General features: G+C 71.0%; 12 protein-coding genes and 1 pseudogene. 7 read left to right on the top strand and 6 right to left on the bottom strand.

All coding sequences use genetic code 11. The features are described 5' to 3' along the window. The 4 genes from ACFWI8_RS22330 to ACFWI8_RS22315 all read right to left on the bottom strand — a co-directional run. The coding region (locus ACFWI8_RS22330; protein ID WP_387094376.1) for a carbohydrate ABC transporter permease at nucleotides 1-399 on the bottom strand (399 nt) is incomplete at its 3' end. After that, on the bottom strand, nucleotides 399-1709 hold the full coding sequence (locus ACFWI8_RS22325) for an ABC transporter substrate-binding protein (RefSeq protein WP_387094373.1): 1311 nt from the start codon (nucleotides 1707-1709) through the stop codon (nucleotides 399-401). The genes ACFWI8_RS22325 and ACFWI8_RS22330, both read right to left, overlap by 1 nt. A 147-nt stretch (nucleotides 1710-1856) precedes the next feature. After that, nucleotides 1857-3149, bottom strand: coding sequence for an FxsB family cyclophane-forming radical SAM/SPASM peptide maturase (locus tag ACFWI8_RS22320; protein ID WP_387094370.1), 1293 nt, complete (start codon nucleotides 3147-3149; stop codon nucleotides 1857-1859). An 83-nt stretch (nucleotides 3150-3232) separates the two neighbouring features. Then, nucleotides 3233-3469, bottom strand: a complete 237-nt coding sequence (locus ACFWI8_RS22315; RefSeq protein ID WP_311595801.1) for a hypothetical protein — start codon at nucleotides 3467-3469, stop codon at nucleotides 3233-3235. Nucleotides 3470-3782: 313 nt separating this feature from the next. Between ACFWI8_RS22315 and ACFWI8_RS22310 the strand changes: the two genes are divergently transcribed. The 3 genes from ACFWI8_RS22310 (at nucleotide 3783) to ACFWI8_RS22300 (ending at nucleotide 6948) form a co-directional block, all read left to right on the top strand. Beyond that, entirely contained in the window at nucleotides 3783-4988 is a 1206-nt protein-coding gene (locus tag ACFWI8_RS22310; protein WP_387094367.1) for a glycoside hydrolase family 6 protein, read from the top strand. 296 nt (nucleotides 4989-5284) lie between these two features. Continuing rightward, nucleotides 5285-6190: a lysozyme gene (locus tag ACFWI8_RS22305; RefSeq protein ID WP_387094365.1), complete on the top strand. Its 906-nt coding sequence runs from the start codon at nucleotides 5285-5287 to the stop codon at nucleotides 6188-6190. Nucleotides 6191-6261: 71 nt separating this feature from the next. Continuing rightward, on the top strand, nucleotides 6262-6948 hold the full coding sequence (locus ACFWI8_RS22300) for a peptidoglycan recognition family protein (RefSeq protein WP_387094379.1): 687 nt from the start codon (nucleotides 6262-6264) through the stop codon (nucleotides 6946-6948). Nucleotides 6949-6971: 23 nt separating this feature from the next. On the opposite strand, the gene ACFWI8_RS22295 is transcribed toward ACFWI8_RS22300, so the two are convergent. Both ACFWI8_RS22295 and ACFWI8_RS22290 read right to left on the bottom strand, forming a co-directional pair. Then, nucleotides 6972-7151, bottom strand: coding sequence for a DUF397 domain-containing protein (locus ACFWI8_RS22295; RefSeq protein ID WP_387094362.1), 180 nt, complete (start codon nucleotides 7149-7151; stop codon nucleotides 6972-6974). Further along, nucleotides 7148-7987, bottom strand: a pseudogene (locus ACFWI8_RS22290) (Scr1 family TA system antitoxin-like transcriptional regulator). Before ACFWI8_RS22290 ends, ACFWI8_RS22295 begins: the two are co-directional and overlap by 4 nt. Nucleotides 7988-8153: 166 nt before the next feature. On the opposite strand from ACFWI8_RS22290, the gene ACFWI8_RS22285 reads away from it, so the two are divergent. From ACFWI8_RS22285 to ACFWI8_RS22270, 4 genes are all read left to right on the top strand, one after another. Further along, on the top strand, nucleotides 8154-8441 hold the full coding sequence (locus tag ACFWI8_RS22285) for a hypothetical protein (protein ID WP_387094359.1): 288 nt from the start codon (nucleotides 8154-8156) through the stop codon (nucleotides 8439-8441). 115 nt (nucleotides 8442-8556) lie between these two features. Next, nucleotides 8557-12978: a DUF6531 domain-containing protein gene (locus tag ACFWI8_RS22280; protein WP_387094357.1), complete on the top strand. Its 4422-nt coding sequence runs from the start codon at nucleotides 8557-8559 to the stop codon at nucleotides 12976-12978. Then, complete coding sequence (locus tag ACFWI8_RS22275; RefSeq protein WP_387094355.1) at nucleotides 12979-13596, top strand: hypothetical protein; 618 nt, start codon at nucleotides 12979-12981, stop codon at nucleotides 13594-13596. It abuts the gene before it with no gap. A gap of 120 nt (nucleotides 13597-13716) precedes the next feature. After that, entirely contained in the window at nucleotides 13717-18273 is a 4557-nt protein-coding gene (locus ACFWI8_RS22270; protein WP_387094352.1) for a DUF6531 domain-containing protein, read from the top strand. Nucleotides 18274-18279: the final 6 nt, after the last annotated feature.

Raw genomic sequence — 18279 nt, 5'->3', positions numbered from 1 at the left:
CAGGATCGTCCGCACCCACCGCATGCCGGTGAACGCCCTGCGCATCAGCATGGCCAGCGCCAGGCCGAGCACCGTCTCCAGCAGCACCGCGCCGATCGTGAAGACGACGGTGCGCCGCACGGCCGGCCAGAAGCGGCGGGTGTCGCCGAGCGCGTCTGCGAAGTTCTGGAAACCGACATAGCCCCGGTCGGCGTTGACGGCGCCGAAGGCGTCGCTGAAGGCCAGGTTGATCGTGAACAGCAGCGGAAAGACGATCATGGCGCCGACGAAGAGCAGGGCGGGCGCCAGCATCATCCACTTCAGCCGGCGGTTGGCCTGCTCGAAGGTGCCCGGCGGGCGCCGGGCGGCCGGTCCCGGCGGCGTGGCCGGGGCGGCCCGGGTCAGCTCGGTGGTGGCCATCAGATCCCCCGGTGGCGGTTGTCGCGGACGAGGAAGTCGGCGAACTCGGCGTGGGCGTCCCTGGCGGCGGCCGGCACGTCGTCGCCGAGCACGGCGGCGACCAGTGGCTGGCCGACGATGTCGCGGGCGCGGCCGACCTGGAGCACCTCGGGCCGGTCGTGGTCGACGCCGCGCTCCCCGCCGAGCCGCATGGACTCGGCGAGGTCCGGCGGGAAGGCGGCGAGGGTGGCGTCGTCGGCCCAGGCGGACTCGCGGGCGCCGGGGATGCCGGCGGCCTGGATCCTGGCGACCATCTCGGGGCTGGTGGCCCAGCGGACGAACTCCCAGGCGTCGTCGCGCAGCAGCGAGAAGGCGTTGATGGACAGGGACCAGGAGGGGATGTTGTAGCCGAGGGCGCCGGCCGGGCCGGCCGGGAAGGGCGCGAAGCCGATGGTGTCCTGGACGGTGGAGATCGTGGGGTCGAGGAAGTTGGTGTAGATCGCGTCGGCGTCGGCGTAGAAGGCGGCCTTGCCCTGGGCGAAGACGGGCATGGCCTGCTCCAGGGTCATGTTGGTGACGCCGGGCGGCCCGGTGCGGCGCAGCAGCGTGCCGTAGTACTCGTAGGCGGCGATGGCCTCGCGGGTGGCGATGGTGGAGCCGCCGTCGCGGGTGAAGTCACCGCCGAAGGAGTAGAGGAAGCTCGACCACTGGCTGACGGCGCCGTTGCGCTGGCCGCGGCCGACGTACCCGAAGAAGTCGTTGCCCCGGTCGGCCAGCTCCAGCGACATGGCCATCAGCTCGTCCAGGGTGGCGGGCGGCCCGCCGAGGTCGGCGACGAGGTCCCTGCGGTAGTAGAGCGCGGGCCGCTCGGTGACCACGGGCACGCTCACCACCCGGTCGTCGACGGTGCAGCGCTGGCGCGGTGCCGCCTGGAAGTCGGCCCAGTCGAAGTCCGGGTCACCGGTGACCAGGTCGGTGAGGTCGGCGACCCACTCGTTGTGCGCGAAGAGCAGCAGGTCCTGGAGCGGCCGCAGCATCATCACGTCGATGTCGGTGGCGGACGCGTTGAGTTTGACGTTGTAGCTGTTGCCGAGCTGGTCCGCGGTGAGGATCGACATGACGACCCGGCGGCCGATGCGCTCCTCGATCTCGCCGAAGTGCTCCCTGATCGCCTCGGCCCAGACGTGGTTGTTCGCGGTGATCCGCAGCGGCGCGTCCGGGGACGCGGCGTCGGGGCGCCCGGCGCAGGCGCCGAGCGTAAGACCGCCGGCGGCCGCCGCGGCCAGCCTGCCGAGGGCACGCCGGCTCAGGTGCCGGCTGCTGGTGGACATCGTCGTCCTCGACCTCTCTGCCGTCCGCCGCCCGGGTGACGCCACGTGTCCGTGCCAGCCGGCGCGGCGGGGATTCCGGCCGGCCCGCGCGAAGACGACTGCCCAGCTCAGGCCGCACCATGCGGACATCTTGTCATGTCACGGAGGTCAGGCAGTATGATCGCTCTCCGTGACGGTCCGGTGGTCCCGCAGCCGGGCCACGTCGGCCAGCACCCGGTCCCGGATGTGGCAGACGAGCCTGGCGAGGTCCGCGCAGTAGACCGACGGGTTGCGGAAGCCGGCGTCGGCCCGGTAGCGGGTGCTGTACTCGCCCGCCCCGCAGATGTCCCGGACGGCGCAGCCGGCGCAGGTCGGCGAGAGGCCGGCCGCGCCGCGCTGCCGGGCGACCACGCCGGGCAGCAGCCGGGCCTCGTCGAAGGAGTCGCGGAACACGTCGAGGCCGGTGTGCGGGGCACCCTCGTAGGCGGACTTGAGCGCGTCGCCGAGCTCGATGCTCCCGTCGCTCTCGATCACCAGCAGCTGGAACGGCAGCAGCCCGACCGCCTCGCTGCGGCTCCGGCCGCCGAGGCTCATGGCCATGATGTTCTCGAAGAGCCGGACCCCGGCCGGCACCGGGACGGTGCCGTACCAGCGGTCGAAGATCGGGATCAGCCAGTCCGCGTAGGCGGTGCCACCCTCCCCCGCCGTCCAACCGGGCGGCGGGGACGACCAGTTGCCGAGCGGCAGCAGGAAGTCGACGGCCGGCGCGCCGGTGGCGAGCAGCGCCTCGTAGGTGGTCAGCGGGTCGTTGTCCAGGTCGACGGTGCACAGCACCATCTCGAAGAGGTGCCGGTAGTCGGGTCGGTTCAGCGCCTCGACGCCGCGCATCACCAGGTCGTGACTGCCCCGCCCGTTCGCGTACCTGCGGTGGCGGTCCTGGGCCTCCCGGTCGCCGTCGAGGCTGACGGTGACGCCGATCTCGTGCTCGCGCAGCGTCTCCAGCATCCGGTCGTCGTCGAGGAGGATGCCGTTGGTGGTGGTGACCAGCTTCAGCGGGAGGCCGGGTGGCATGGCGGCCCGGAGGGCGCGGGCGGCGTAGGCGAACTGGTCGGCGCCAGCCAGCAGGGCCTCGCCGCCGTGCATCCGGACGGAAGCGCCGCCGACCTCGGCGGCGTGGGCGCTCAGGTGCTCCCCGATCCGGTGGGCGACCTGGTCGATGGTCCGCCGGGACATGGCGACCGGCTTGTCGCGCCAGCTCTGGTCGGCCATCTCGTACATGTAGCAGTAGTCGCAGGCCAGGTTGCACCGGCCGTGGAACTTGAGGGCGAACTCCACGAAGGGCAGAGGGCGCCAGGAGGGATCCGCGAGCGCCTGCTCCGTCACGTCCGGGGTGGGCCACTCGCCGGCCCGTTCGTTCACCCGAACGACCGGCAGCCGGGTCCTCGCTCGTGTCTCCTCCACGCCTGCCACCTCTGCCCCTCGTGTCGTGGTGCCCGCCTCAGCGGTTCGTCATCCGTCGATCAGCGGTCGGTCAGCGGTATCGGTCAACGGTTGAAGGTGCCGAGCGTGCCGGCGGTGTCGTCTTCGGTGGCCACCCGGCCGAGGACGGCGCCGAGCGCACTGTCCTGCTGGGCGACCGTGGCGGCCTCGGCCACCTCGGCGGTCGTCGGCTCGGCGGCGCTGGCGGCGCCGGCCGTGCCGACGGTGACGGCCGAGGCCGCGGCGACCGCGGCGGCCGCCAGGGCGACCTTGCGCACGAGGTCCGCTTCGCGTTCGGGCATGGGTGTTCCTTCCACTCGGTGGTGCGCGGACGGGCCCGGCGGGTCCCCGTACCGGCCGTCGCACGGGGTTCGCTTCGCCGAACTGCCGCGCAGCGTACAGAAGTTCGATCAAAGGTGACAGGGCGATGTCGTAACGGGCGTGTGTCGGGGCGGGGCGCCGAGTGGGGCGAGTACGCGCCATCGCCGGCGATTCCCATTGACGCCGGGTCAGGGCGGGGGTCATGATCGGCGCCAGCGATCGGTACGCGGGGGCGGGGAACCATCGTCTATTCGGGCCCGGTCGCCCGTGGGCCCTGTGAGAGGATCCCGGCTCGTGCGTCTTCCCAAGGCACCGGACTTCCGTCGCCCGCCCGTCCCGCGCTCCCGGATCCTGCTCGGTGCCTCGCTGGCCGGGGTGCTCACCCTCGGCACCGGGGCGATCGTGGTGACCGTCGGCGCCGTGGGCCCAGGCGAACAGGACGCTCCCGGGGCCTCGCCGCTGGCCGACTCCTCCCCGCTGGCGCCCGCCCCCGACGAGTCGATGAACGCGCCGGCCCCCGACGAGGACATGGTGCCCCCCTCTCCCAGCCCCTCGGATGAGGGCGAATCGGAGGACGGCGAGGACCAGCGGGACGAGGCCGACCCGGACTCCGGCGCGGGCGGCGGCGACGAGCGTCGGGCACCGGTCTCGGGCGAGTTCTTCGCCGACCCGACCGCCCAGGTCAGGCAGTGGATCGCCGACAACGAGGACGACGGCAGACGGCAACTGATCGCCGAGCGGATCGCGAGCCGGCCGCAGGGCGTCTGGGTCACCGACGCCGAGTCGGCCACCGCCAAGGTCCGCGACACCACCGCCGCCGCCGAGGCCGCGGGCGAGGTGCCCGTCCTGGTCAGCTACCTCCTGCCGGGCCGGGACTGCGGCGGCGCCTCCTCGGGCGGCGCCCCCGACCTCGAAAGCTACGACGCCTGGATGGCGGACTTCGCCTCGGGCCTCGGCAACGGCCCGGTGGTCGTCGTCCTCGAACCCGACTCCGTCGCGCTCTCCGACTGCCTCTCCGAGGCCCAGCGCGACGCCCGCTTCGCGGCGCTCGACCGCGCCGCCGAAACGATCCACCAGGCCAATCCGCAGGCCAGGGTCTACTTCGACGGCGGCCACTCCAACTGGCACTCCCCCGCCGACATGGCCTCCTGGCTGGCCGCCGCCGGCGTGCTCGAGAACGGCGACGGCATAGCCACGAACATAGCCAACTTCCGTGCCACCGGCCTTGAGGTCGACTACGCGAAGGCGGTGCTTGCCGAGCTCGGCGACCCGGGCCTCGGCGCGGTCATCGACACCAGCCGCAACGGCAACGGCCCGCTCGGCGACGAGTGGTGCGACCCGGGCGGCCGGCGCGTCGGACAGGCCCCGACCACGGAAACGGGCGACTCGGCCATAGACGCCTATCTGTGGATCAAGCCCCCCGGCGAGGCCGACGGCTGCGCCGGGACGGCCGGCACCTTCTCACCCGATCTCGCCTTCGAACTGGCCGGCGGCAACTGACGGTCCCTCTTTCCAAGCCCGAAAGTTCCCGGAGTCTACGCCCGTTGCCCCAGGTCAGAACGGTGACCACCGGTATGGACCACAGAGAGATATCGAACCCCCTTTACCTGTCCGGGGTTTGTATGCGTCACTGATGACGCGCTCACGCCAACACAGGGAGCGCACACCCCCCACGAACCCCCACACAGAACGCTCAACGGCGCCGCCGACCAGCCCTTGTCCACCGGGCGGACCGTTTCTCCACGCTGTGGCACATGCCCCCACACATCTCACGACGTGCCAGGAGGTAGGCAACAATGAAGTCCCGCAGTTCCCGGTCCCGCAGACCCCGTCTGGGGCGGCTGACCCTCGGCGGCGTGCTCGCCGCCACTCTCGCCCTGCTGATCGCGCCGACCGGCACCGCCGCCGCGGCCGACGAGCCCGTCGGCGAGCCCAGCACCCTGGAGGTCGGCGAACTCCAGCCGGGCCAGGCGTTCATGGGCGCCGGCGAGCTCGCGCACGAGGGCGGCGCCATCGCCGAGGACTCGCAGATCATCACCCCGCTCGCCCCGACCGACGGTGTCCAGGGCATCGACGTCTCCCGGTGGCAGGGCTCCATCAACTGGACCTCGGTGCGCAACGCCGGCATCCAGTTCGCCTGGATGAAGGCGACCGAGGGCACCACCTACCGGGACCCGAACTTCAACACCAACTACCCCAACGCCTACTACGCGGGGGTGATCCGCGGCGCCTACCACTTCGCGCTGCCGAACTCCTCCAGCGGGGCCACCCAGGCGAACTTCTTCGCCTCCAACGGCGGCGCCTGGTCCGCCGACAACCTGACCCTGCCGGGCGTCCTGGACATCGAGTCCAACCCCTACGGCTCCCAGTGCTACGGCCTGTCCACCTCCCAGATGCGGAGCTGGATCCAGGACTTCTACAACACCTACAAGTCGCGCACCGGCCGCGACATCGTGATCTACACCTCGCCCAGCTGGTGGAACACCTGCACCGGCAGCTGGAGCGGCATGGCCAGCCAGAGCCCCCTGTGGGTCGCCCACTGGACCACGGCCAACAGCCCGACCCTGCCCGGCGGCTTCTCCGTCCACACCGTCTGGCAGTACACCAGCACCGGCTCCGTGAGCGGCATCTCGGGCAACGTCGACCGCAACCAGTTCAACGGTTCGCGTGACCGACTGCTCGCCCTGGCGAACAACACGTAGACCTCACCGAGGAGGGGCCGGCCACCACCGGCCCCTCTTCCGTTTCCCCCACGTCCCCGCTCGAAGGAGTCATCGTGTCCGGTGCCGCCCACCCCACCCGGCGTCGCGTCCTCCTCGCCGGCACGGCCGGCCTCGTCGCCGGCGCCGCGACCGCCTCCATGGCCGGCGCGGCCCACGCCGCCACCCCCGCCGCCACCCGCGCGGCGGCCGTCGAACCCGACATCGACAGCTGCGCGACCTGGGGCGCGCGCCCGGCCCGCGGCAGCATCAACGTGCTGACCAACCGGCCGACCAGGATCATCGTGCACCACACGGTCAGCGACAACACGAACGACTTCTCCCGCACCCAGGCCCACGAGCACGCCCACTGGGTGCAGGACCTCCACATGGACGACAACGGCTGGGTCGACACCGGCTACCACTTCCTGGTCAGCCGCGGCGGCTGGATCACCGAGGGCCGCCACGAGAGCCTGCGCACCCTCACGGCCGGCAGCGGCCTGGTCCTCGGCGCCCACACCTCGGGCCAGAACTACAACGCCATCGGCATCGCCAACGAGGGCGCCTACCACGACGGCGCGACACCGCCGGCGGCCCAGTGGGAGGTCCTGGTCACGCTGTGCGCCTACGTCTGCCAGCAGTACGGCATCGCGCCGACGCAGCTCTACGGCCACATGGACTTCAACTCCACCCAGTGCCCGGGAATCTTCCACGACATGCTGCCGCAGCTGCGCAGCGAGGTCGCCGACGCGCTGAGCTAGACGCGCTCCGCGGGCGCGCTCCGCTAACGAAGCCGCTCCAGGAAAGCGGCCCACTGCCGGCACTCGAACCGCAACCGAGGCCCTGCGGGCCGCTTGGAGTCACGCACGTGCACGCGGGTGGGAACGGAGGCCACCTCGACACAGTCGCCGCCGTCGGATCCGCTGTAGCTGCTCTTGAACCAGGCAAGTTGCTCGTTGGTCATAGCTCTCCCGCCAGACGTTCGATGAGTCTCGCCGACTCCTCGGCGTTCAGGGCCTGCGAGCGCAGCTTGCCATACCTGAGGTCAAAGGCACTGACATCCTCGGGATCCGTGACCATCGTTCCGATGCCTTGCGACTCGAAGTACCCGATCCGCCGGTGCTTGGTGGTCACGACCAGGACCATCGGGCCGTTGAGACCTGGGTGAAACCCGATCCCCTCCGGCATGACCTGCACGTCCACGTTTCGCAATCCGCCGGCCTCCAGCAGCCGTTCGAGCTGAGCCCGCATCACACGAGTGCCGCCCACGGGGTTTCGCAGCACGGACTCGCCGATGATGAAGGCCAACTCGACCATGGGGATCTTGATCAGCAGTTTCTATCGGTCCATGCGTGCGTCAAGGAGTTGCTGCACCGCCTCGTCGGCGAGTGGCGGGCGACGCCCCAGAAGCACCGTCCGCGCGTACTCCTCGGTCTGTAGCAACCCCGGGATCAGCAGCGGGTCGTAGGAGAAGCGGCACACGGCCTCGGTTTCGTGCGACGCGAAGTTCTGGAAGAACCTGGGGAGTCGGGCCAGGTCCACGTCGTCCTGGAGTGCCTTCAGGACTCCGCCGGCCTTCAGTACCCGCTCCGCCGCGTCGGTGAAGGACTCCTTCGCCGGCCGGCGGCCCTGCTCGATGGATGCCACCTGCTCCAGCGAGTACCCGACCTTCTCCGCCAGTTGCTGCTGGTTCAGCCTCGCCCGCTCGCGGAAGAGCTTCGTCAGCTTTCCGTACCCGACCCAGATGGCCGGGCGCTCGTCGTCGGCGTTCCGTGTCTTCGGGCGGTGGTTGTTCGCCATGCACGTCAGTCCCCGGTGTCTCGACGTACGCTGGCATATCAACGCCACCCGCACGAACGCGGTCACAGGCGCCAACCCGTACAGAATCACCCGCAACCCGTACACAAGGAACCGCGCCCGACCAGCGACCTGGCGGGGCCTTCCCGCGCGACAGAACGATCGCGCCATGAGTGCAGCGTTCAGGGTCCAGCTCAGTTCGTCACGTCGCGGCGCGCACCTCGCGCGGCAGTTGGCCGTCGGGCGGCTCGCCCGCCACGGCATCGCGCGTACGACGCCGACGTCGTTCACCATCGGTGCGATCACCGCCGAGCTCGCCGCGAACGCGGTGACGCACGGCCGGCTGCCCGGGCGGGACTTCGTGCTCACGCTGGTGGTCGACGCCTTCGCGGACCGCTGGGGGTGTGTGGTGCGGAGCGCCGACGCCAAGTACGTCTGGGCTGAGGTGAACTTGTGACAGACCTGCCATGAAACTGCGGAAGATCACCCGTTAACTTGGTCGATCGCTAGTGGGGATCACGCGCACGGGGGTGTTCGCGATGGGGCGGTCGTCTGACTGGAGTCCGGTCGACATGGACTCGGACCCGACACCGGGGAACCCGGACGAAGTCCGCACGCTGGCTGACCAGTTACAGACCTTCGCGAACGACGTCGGCGAGGCGTTGGGCCGGGTGCGTGGCATGTCCGAGGACCGGGCGGTGATGGACTGGGCCGGCCTGTCGGCCGAGGCCTTCCGGTCGGAGTTCGACGGCGTGCCGGGCAACCTGCAGAAGCTTCAGACCTCGTACGACATGGCCGCCCAGGCTCTGCAGACGTACTGGCCGAAGCTGGAGAACGCGCAGGGCATGGCGGACCGGGCGTTGGACCGGGCGATCGCCGCCCAGGCCGACCTCGCCAGCGCGCAGGCCGCGTTGTCCGACGCGCAGGACTGGGTTTCCCGTGCCGGCGACGAGGCCGACCGGCTGGAGCGCGAGGGCGAGCGCGACGACGTCGAGCCGCCCTCCGAGGCGGAGGTGCGGGCCGCCACCCGGGACGCGAACGCCGCTGGCCAGGCCGCGAGTTCGGCCCAGTCGCGGGTCGACTCCGCCGAGGAGGCGCTGTCCGCCGCGCGTGAACTCGCCCAACAGGCGAAGACGATACGCGAGGACGCCGCACGCGTCTGCGCCGACGAGATCGACGCCGCCTCGGACGCCGGTATCCAGAACCGGCGGTGGTGGGAGGACGCGATCCACTGGGTGTCGGAGAACTGGGACACCATCGTCGAGATCTGCAAGGTCGTCGTCGCGGTCCTCGGCATCGTCGTCATGATCATCGGCGGCCCCCTCGCCTGGGTGGTGCTGGCGGCGGCGCTCGTGGTGCTGGCCGACACCCTCTACGACTACGCCAACGGCCGGGCGTCACTCTGGGACGTCGCCTTCGCCGCCCTCGACTGCATCCCCGGCATGAAGGGCCTCACCACCCTCGGCGGCCTCGCCCGCGGCGCACGCTCCCTCGCCACCACCGGCCTACGCGGCCTGGCGGCCGGCGCACGCGGGCTCGGCCAGGGCATCCGCGGGATGGGGCGCGCCATGCGAGGTCTCGTGACCCGGGGCGACCCGATCGACATGGCCACCGGCGAGATGGTGCTCTCGGCCACGGACGTCCAACTCCCCGGCGTGCTACCGCTGGTGTTGGAACGACACCACCGCACCACCGTGCGCGCCGGGCGGCTCTTCGGTCACGCCTGGGCGTCCACCCTCGACCAGCGTCTCGTCCTGCGCGAGGCGGGCGTCGACTTCTGCGCTGAGGACGGCATGGTCCTCGCCTATCCACGGCCACTCGCCGATGTCCCGGTGCTGCCCGTCGAAGGGCCGCGCTGGACGCTGAGTTGGGAGGGAGAGCCGGGGACGCCGCTCACGCTGCACCAGCCGGAAACCGGCCGCACCCTCCACTTCGCGCCCGTGCCCGGTCGCCGTGGCGGCGAGCTGCCGCTGATCGCCATCACCGACCGCAACGCGAACCGCGTCGACATCCGCTACGACGCGGCCGGCGACCCGGCCGAGGTCGTCCACTCCGGTGGCTACCACATCGGCGTCACCACGGAGCACGGCCGCGTCACCGAACTCCACCTGCTCAGCGACGCCGAACGGCCGCTCCTGGTCAGCTACGGCTACGACGACGCCGGGCTGCTCGCCGAGATCCGGAACTCGTCCGGGCAGCCGCTGAAGCTGTACTACGACGACCACTCCCGCCTCCGCCGGTGGGAGGACCGCAACGGCTACTGGTACGCGTACGAGTACGACGACGAGGGCCGCTGCGTCTTCACCACCGGCACCGACCACGTCCTCGAGTACCACTACCGCTACGACCCCGAGAACCACCGCACCTCCGCCGTCAACTCCCTCGGTCAGGAGGCGGTCTACCACTTCAACGACTGTTTCCAACTGGTCGCCGAGACGGACCCCCTCGGTCAGGTCTCCACCCGCGAGTGGGACCGCTACGACCGGCTCCTGTCGTTCACCGACCCGCTGGGACACACCACCCGTTACGCCTACGACGACCACGGGCACGTCACCGCCGTCACCCGACCCGATGGTCTGGAGATCCGGGCCGAGTACAACGAGCTCGGGCTGACCTCGCAGGTCGTCCAGGCAGACGGTTCCGTGTGGTCCTACGCCTACGACGGCGCCGGCAACCGCACCGCGATCCAGGATCCGGCGGGCGGCACCACACGCCTCGCCTACGACCGGCGCGGCGCGCTGATCGCCGCCATCGACGCGGCCGGCAACGAGACGCGCGTCCTGTGCGACGCGGCGGGCATGCCCGTGGCGTTCGTCAACCCGCTCGGCGAGACCACCGAGTACCGCCGCGACGCGTTCGGCAGGACCGTCGAGGTCGTCGACGCGCGGGGCGTAGTCCGGCGCGCGGAGTACACCGTGGAGGGCCACACGCTCAGCCAGACCGATGGGCTCGGCGGCGTGCGGCGGTGGACGTACGACGCCGAGGGCAACTGCCTGAGCCACACCGACGAGAACGGCGTCACCACCCGCTACGAGTACGGCCCGTTCGACCTGCCCATCGCCCAGACCGGCCCGGACGGCGTGCGGTACACGCTGACGCGCGACACCGAGCTCAACCTCAGGCGGGTGACCGACCCCACCGGCCGCACCTGGGAGTACACGCGCGACGCCGCCGGACGGCTCACCGCCGAGAAGGACTTCGACGGCCGCACCATCACCTACCGTCTCGACGCCGCCGGCCGGCTCGTCGGACGCACCAACGCCGCCGGCCAGACGGTCGACTACACGCTCGACGCGCTCGGCCAACCCGTCACCCTCGACGCCGACGGCGCCATCACCGACGTCACCTACGACGCGCTGGGCCGGCTGCTCACCGCCACCAGCCCGGAGGCCGAGCTCGTCGTGCGGCGCGACGTCATCGGGCGCCTCACATCCGAGACGGTCAACGGCCGCACCATCGCCTACGCCTACGACGCCCTCGGCCGTCCCGTCTCCCGCACCACCCCGTCCGGGCACACCAGCGACTGGTCCTACGACGAGGCGGGCCGCCTCCGTTCGCTGCTCTCGGCCGGACACGCCCTGACGTTCGAGCACGACGCGGCGGGGCACGTGACGCGGCGCGCCTACTCGTCGGGGCTGGCCGTGGAAGACGCCTGGGACGCGGCCGGACGAGTGACCTCGCGGACCCTCACGAGCCGGGCAGCCGGTGTCCTGGCGCGGCAGACCTACGCCTACCGTGCCGACCACGTCCTCACGAGCGTCGACGACACCCGGTTGGCACTCGACGGGTCCGGCCGGATCACCGGTCTCGCCGAGGCGGGCGACGCGCCGGGCGCCTGGCGGGAGAGCTACGCCTACGACCCGCTGGGCAACCTGGTCGCGGCTGACTGGCCGGAGGCCGGCGAGGCAGGCGGCGAGCGTGCCGTCGCGGGAGGCCTCGTCACCCGGGCCGGGCGCGTCCGCTACGAGTACGACGCGGTCGGCCGGATGGTGCTGCGGCAGAAGACCCGCCTTTCGAAGAAGCCCGACACCTGGCGCTACGAGTGGGACGCCCAGGACCGGCTCGTCGCCCTCACCACGCCGGACGGGACGCGGTGGCGCTACCTCTACGACCCGTTCGGTCGCCGCATCGCCAAGCAGCGGCTCGCCGCCGACGGCTCGGTGGCCGAGGAGACGACCTTCACCTGGTCGGGCACGACCCTTGTCGAGCAGTCGGGCCCCGACGCCACGCTCAGCTGGGAGTACGACGGCCGCATCCCGCTGGCCCAGGTGGAGCAGGGCGAGATCGACCGGCGGTTCTACGCCATCGTCACGGACCTCGTGGGCACCCCGACACGCCTGGTCGACGAGGCGGGCGGGACCGCCTGGCAGGCCAGCCGAACCGTGCACGGCATCACCACGACGGCCGGCCCCGGCGGCACCGCCGAGACACCGCTGCGCTTCCCCGGCCAGTACCACGACGCCGAGTCCGGCCTGCACTACAACTACCAGCGCTACTACGATCCCGAGCTGGCCCGCTACCTCACGCTCGACCCTCTCGGCCTGGGGCCGGCGCCCAATGCGGCCGGCTATGCGCCCAACCCGCTGTGCGACACGGACCCGCTGGGCCTCGCCGCGCACGACGAGATGATGGTCCTGTACCACGGCGCGCAGGACCTGCGGGGCACGACGTTCCAACTCGGCGCCCCGACCGGCGTGGCCGTTCGCGGCTCGACCCCGGAGGCCGGCCTCTACCTGACCGACGACCTCACCCGCGCCATCCAGCAGTACGCCGGTCAGGGCGGGCAGGTGGTGCGCGTCGAGGTGCCGAGGGAGTTCGCCGACCGTATCCGGCAGATGGGCGGTCCGCCCGGAAACCAGCAGCCGGAGTGGTTCGTCAACAACGCCGACGACCTCGCCGTGGTCAACGATGGGATCATCGGGATCAGAGGGTCCATGGACGCGTTCATGAACTGGATGAACAGAGGTCCTGGCCAAGCACCGGAGAGTATGTAAGTGACACAGCCCAACGCATCGGTACCGGAGTCCTCACTGGCCCGCGAGATCTTCGGCCCGCTCGGCGGCATCGTCGCCGTCGGCGCGGCGGCCGGCGAAACGGTCGTGCCGGTCGGCGACTTCGCCGCCGCCCACCGCGCGGAACTCGACCGACTGCTGAGCCTGGTCCAGGAGGTCGGTGGCTTCGGCGACGAGACGATGACCATCGTCGACGAGTTGGGCTGGCACAAGACCCATGACGCCATCCCGTTCCTGGCCATGTGGTCGGGCCTCATCGAGCCCTATCCCTTCGACGCCGACGACCCGGCCGTGATCCGACGCATGGTGACGATGGGCGCGGATCTCCAGACGGTCGCCTTCCTGCACGCGCTGATCGCCGCGGCGACGACCAGGCCCCACGCGGACCTCGCCCGCCCCAGCGCGGTGATCGCCGAGGCGCTCCGCTTGTGCTGCGCTCTGCTCGGTGACGTCACCTCCCCGGCGGTGGTCTTCCGCGCCTGGCGGGTGGCCCGCTTGGCGCCCGTCCTCCAACCTGACCCGAACGTTCCGGAGGACGCGAGGGCCCGCTGGCGGGAGTACGCGCACCGGCTGGAGGCGCTTCTCCTGAACGACTTGTGACAGGTCCGGCATGGAATCACGGGGAGTCGTTCCCTAGCGTGGCCTGATCACGGGTGCGATCAGCATGGTTTCACGGGGGTGTTGGGGATGGGGCGGCCGTCTGACTGGTCTCCGGTCGACATGGACTCGGACCCGACGCCGGGCAACCCGGAGGAAGTCCGCACGCTGGCCGACTCGCTCCAGACCTTCGCGGACGACGTGGGCGAGGCGCTCGGCCGCGTCCGCGGAATGGCCGAGGACCGGGCGGTGATGGACTGGGCAGGTCTGTCGGCCGAGGCGTTCCGCAGTGAGTTCGATGGCGTGCCGGGCAACCTGGAGAAGCTCCAGACGTCGTATGACATGGCGGCGCAGGCGTTGCAGACGTACTGGCCGAAGCTGGAGACGGCGCAGGGCATGGCGGATCGCGCGTTGGACCGGGCGATCGCGGCCCAGGCCGACCTGTCCACCGCCCAGGCCGCGCTCACCGATGCCCAGGACTGGGTCTCCCGGGCAGGTGCCGAAGCGGAACGCTTGGAAGAACAAAGCGACCGCGAAAACATAGAGCCTCCCTCCGAGGCGGAGGTCCGCGCCGCCACCCGCGACGCTACCGCCGCCAACGAGGCCGCGAGTTCGGCCCAGTCACGGGTCGACTCCGCCGAGGAGGCGCTGTCCGCCGCGCGTCAACTCGCCTTGGACGCCAAGGAGATGCGGGAGGACGCGGCGCGCGTCTGCGCGGACGAGATCGACGAGGCGTCCGACGCCGGTATCCAGAACCGCCGCTGGTGGGAGGACGCGATCCACTGGGTGTCGGAGAACTGGGACACCATCGTCGAGATCTGCAAGGTCGTCGTCGCCGTCCTCGGCATCGTCGTCCTGATCATCGGCGGCCCCCTCGCCTGGGTCGTCCTCGCCGCCGCCCTCGTCGTCCTCGCCGACACCCTCTACGACTACGCCAACGGCCGCGCCTCCCTCTGGGACGTCGCCTTCGCCGCCCTCGACTGCATCCCCGGCATGAAAGGCCTCACCACCCTCGGCGGACTGGCCGTCGGCGTACGGGCGTTGGCACGCGGTGGGCTGCGCGGCATGGCCACCGGGGTGCGTGGTCTGGCGTCGCGTGGCCGGACGATGATCGCGGACGGGATGCAGTCGGCCTACGCCCGCGCCCGCACCATGATCCGCAGCGGCGGGACCGACCCCGTCGACCTGGCCACCGGCCACATGTTCCTGACGGCCACGGACGTCAACCTCCCGGGCACCCTGCCGTTCGCGTTCACCCGCCGGGTCCAGTCCGGGTACTTCGCGGGTCGGTGGTTCGGCCCGTCCTGGTCCTCCTCGCTCGACCAACGTCTCGAAGTCGACGAGCAAGGCGTGGTGTTCCTCGCCGAGGACGGCATGATCCTCGCCTATCCCCACCCGAAGGCGCCGGGCATGGCCGCCCTGCCTGAAACGGGACCCCGCCGACCCCTCACCCGCCACGACGACGGCGGCTACGCGCTGACCGACCCCATCACCGGCCAGACCCGCCACTTCCGTAGCCCGGACAAGGACGGCGACTGCCGCCTCCTCGGCATATCGGACCGCAACGGCAACCGCGTCGACATCGACTACGACTCCCAGGGCGCGCCCACCGCCATCCGCCACTCCGGCGGCTACCACCTCACCCTCACCACCGAGCACGGACGCGTCACCAGCCTCGCCCTCGGCCAGACCGTCATCCGCCGCTACGCCTACACCGACGGCAACCTCACCGCCGTCCTCAACCCCGCAGGCCAGCCGCTCCGGTTCACCTACGACCACCGCCTGCGCGTCACCTCCTGGACCGACACCAACGACCGCAGCTACGCCTACACCTACGACGACCGAGACCGCTGCGTCGCCGAGGGCGGCGAGGCCGGCCACCTCGCTCTCACCCTCAGCTACGACGGCACCCACCCCGACTCACCGGACGCCCGCGTCACCACCCTCACCACCGCCGCCGGCGCCACCAGCCACTACGTCATCGACGCACGCCACGGCATCGTCGCCGAGATCGACCCCCTCGGCAACGTCACCCGCACCGAGTACGACGAGCACCACCACGTCAGCTCCTGGACGGACGCCCTGGGCAATGTGACCCGCTTCGTCAACAACGCGGCCGGGCAACCCGTCGCGGTCACCTACCCCGACGGTGCGACGAAGAGCTGCGAGTACAACCAGTGGGGGCTGCCGACCCGCATCACGCTCACCGACGGGACGTGCTGGTCGCGTGCGTACGACGAGCGCGGCAACTGCGTCGCGGTGACCGACGGAGCCGGGTCCACGACCACGTATGCCTTCGACGAGCGTGGCCGTCCCACGGCCGTCACGGACGCCCTGGGGGCGACCACCACCATCCGGTGCGACGCCGCCGGGCTGCCGGTCGAGATCACCGACCCGCTCGGCAACCGGACGACCCGAGGTCACGATGCGTTCGGTCGTCTCAGCGAGTCCACGGACGCGACCGGGGCGACAACCCGGTACTGGTGGACGGTGGACGGCAGGATCTCGCGCCTCGTCGGGCCGGACGGTGCCGCACAGTCGTGGGTCTACGACGGGGAGGGCAACTGCCTCCGGCACACGGATCCCAACGCGTCCGAGTCGCACTACGAGTACACCCACTTCGACCTGCTCACCGCCCGCACCGAGCCCGACGGCGTCCGGTACGAGTTCGAGCACGACGCCGCGTTGCGGCTCACCAGGGTCACCAACCCCCGCGGCCTGGCATGGGAGTACGAGTACGACGCGGCCGGGCGACTCGCCGCCGAGAAGGACTTCGACGGCCGTCGGATCGTCTACGAGCGCGACGCCGTCGGCCGCACCGTGTCGCGTACCAACGTGGCCGGGCAGCGGGTGGGCTACCGCTACGACGCCCTCGGCCGGATCACCGCACGGAACGTCGACGGCGCGGTCACCCGGTATGACTACGACCGTGCCGGTCGCATGGCGCGTGCCACCAGCCCGGACTGTGAGGTTTCCTGGCAACGGGATCCCGTGGGCCGGGTGCTGGCCGAGACCGTCGACGGTCGCACGACGGCGTTCCGTTACGACGCGGCGGGGCAGCGCGTCGAGCGGCGCACCCCGTCGGGCGCCGTGACCGTCTACGGCTATGACGCGGCGGGGCGCCGCACCTCACTCGAATCGGCGGGCCACCCGATCGCCTTCGCACGCGACGCGGTGGGCCGGGAGACGTCCAGGCTGATCGAGGAGGTCCTCACCTTCGACCAGAGTTGGGGGCCGAACGGTCGGCTCACGGAACAGACCCTGACCGGTGCGCACGGAATGCTCCAGCGCCGGGCCTACACCTATCGACCGGACGGCCTGCTGGTTCACACCGAGGACCGACTCGGCGGCGACACGGACTGGGAGTTGGACGCCGCCGGGCGCGTGACGGCCGTCTCGGCGCGGGAGTGGACGGAGAGCTACGCCTACGACACCTCCGGAAACCAGACCCGAGCGGTGTGGCCCGAGGACCACTCGGATGTCGAGGCACTGGGTGACCGCACCTACATGGGGACACGGCTGACCCGCGCGGGAGCGGTGCGGTACGAGTACGACAAAGCCGGTCGCGTCATGGCCCGTCGGAAGGCCCGGCTGTCGCGGCGGCCGAACGTCTGGCGCTACCGGTGGGACGCCGAGGACCGGCTGACGTCCGTGGCGACCCCCGACGGCACTGTCTGGCGATACCGCTACGACCCCTTCGGGCGCCGCGTCGCGAAGCAGCGGCTGGCGGCCGACCGGTCGACCGTGGCGGAGGAGACCCGGTTCACCTGGGACGGGCCGGTCCTCGTCGAACAGACCACCCACGAGCGGGACTCGGCACACGCCGTCACCCTCACCTGGGAGCACGACGCCGGCCGGCCCATCGCCCAGTCCGAGCGGCTGAGCGACGCGTCGACGCGAGAGGAGATCGACGCCCGCTTCTTCGCGGTCGTCACCGATCTCGTCGGCACACCCACCGAACTCGTGGATTCCTCGGGAAACCTCGCCTGGCAGTCCCGCCGAACACTGTGGGGCGTCACGGCCTGGGGCGCGGACGGCTCCGCCTACACACCGCTGCGATTTCCCGGCCAGTATCACGACCACGAATCAGGTCTCCATTACAACTACCACCGGTACTACGACCCGGAGACGGCGCGTTACGTCACCCAGGATCCGCTGGGGCTCGGCCCCGGGCCGAATCCGAGCGTCTATCCGCACAATCCGCACGCCAGGATCGACCCGCTCGGGCTCGCCCCGTACCCGGCGGGCGCGAACCAGCCCCGGTCCATAGCCCTCGGGCTCGACCGCGCACCCAACGGGGACGACCTGCTCCAGCCCTTCGCCGACAGCCTGGGGGCATCGACCAACCGTGACTGGATCGCGGACGGCCTGGTGACCCCGACCCTGAACGAGTCGGGGCGCGTCATCGGCCCGGCCTTCGACGAACGATTCGCGCAGGCCACGGCGAATGCGATCGATTCCGGCGGCCGCATCAACTTCAACCTGGACTACGTGAATATCGACGACGCGCTGCGTGCCAACACGGCGGACGGGCCGTATGGCGAGGGCGGATTCACCAACTGGGAGTTCCAACAGATCCTGAACAGCCCCACATTGTACGGAGCGACGGACTGGTACATTGGCGCGGAGAGACTGTCGCCGCAGGACGTCATCGACTTCGGCCTCTCCCCATGGTTCTAGGAGCTC

It is taken from the genome of Streptomyces sp. NPDC127098, assembly GCF_042722465.1.
Taxonomy (GTDB): Bacteria; Actinomycetota; Actinomycetes; order Streptomycetales; family Streptomycetaceae; genus Streptomyces; species Streptomyces millisiae.
The sequence above is the reverse complement of the archived record's forward strand: the minus strand, read 5'-3'. Positions and strand labels throughout refer to the sequence as shown.

Coding starts and splice junctions, on each gene's coding strand:
- ACFWI8_RS22325 (WP_387094373.1), bottom strand. CDS start 1,709: ATGTCCACCAGCAGCCGGCACCTGAGCCGGCGTGCCCTCGGCAGGCTG.
- ACFWI8_RS22315 (WP_311595801.1), bottom strand. CDS start 3,469: ATGCCCGAACGCGAAGCGGACCTCGTGCGCAAGGTCGCCCTGGCGGCC.
- ACFWI8_RS22305 (WP_387094365.1), top strand. CDS start 5,285: ATGAAGTCCCGCAGTTCCCGGTCCCGCAGACCCCGTCTGGGGCGGCTG.
- ACFWI8_RS22295 (WP_387094362.1), bottom strand. CDS start 7,151: ATGACCAACGAGCAACTTGCCTGGTTCAAGAGCAGCTACAGCGGATCC.
- ACFWI8_RS22285 (WP_387094359.1), top strand. CDS start 8,154: ATGAGTGCAGCGTTCAGGGTCCAGCTCAGTTCGTCACGTCGCGGCGCG.
- ACFWI8_RS22280 (WP_387094357.1), top strand. CDS start 8,557: ATGGACTCGGACCCGACACCGGGGAACCCGGACGAAGTCCGCACGCTG.
- ACFWI8_RS22270 (WP_387094352.1), top strand. CDS start 13,717: ATGGACTCGGACCCGACGCCGGGCAACCCGGAGGAAGTCCGCACGCTG.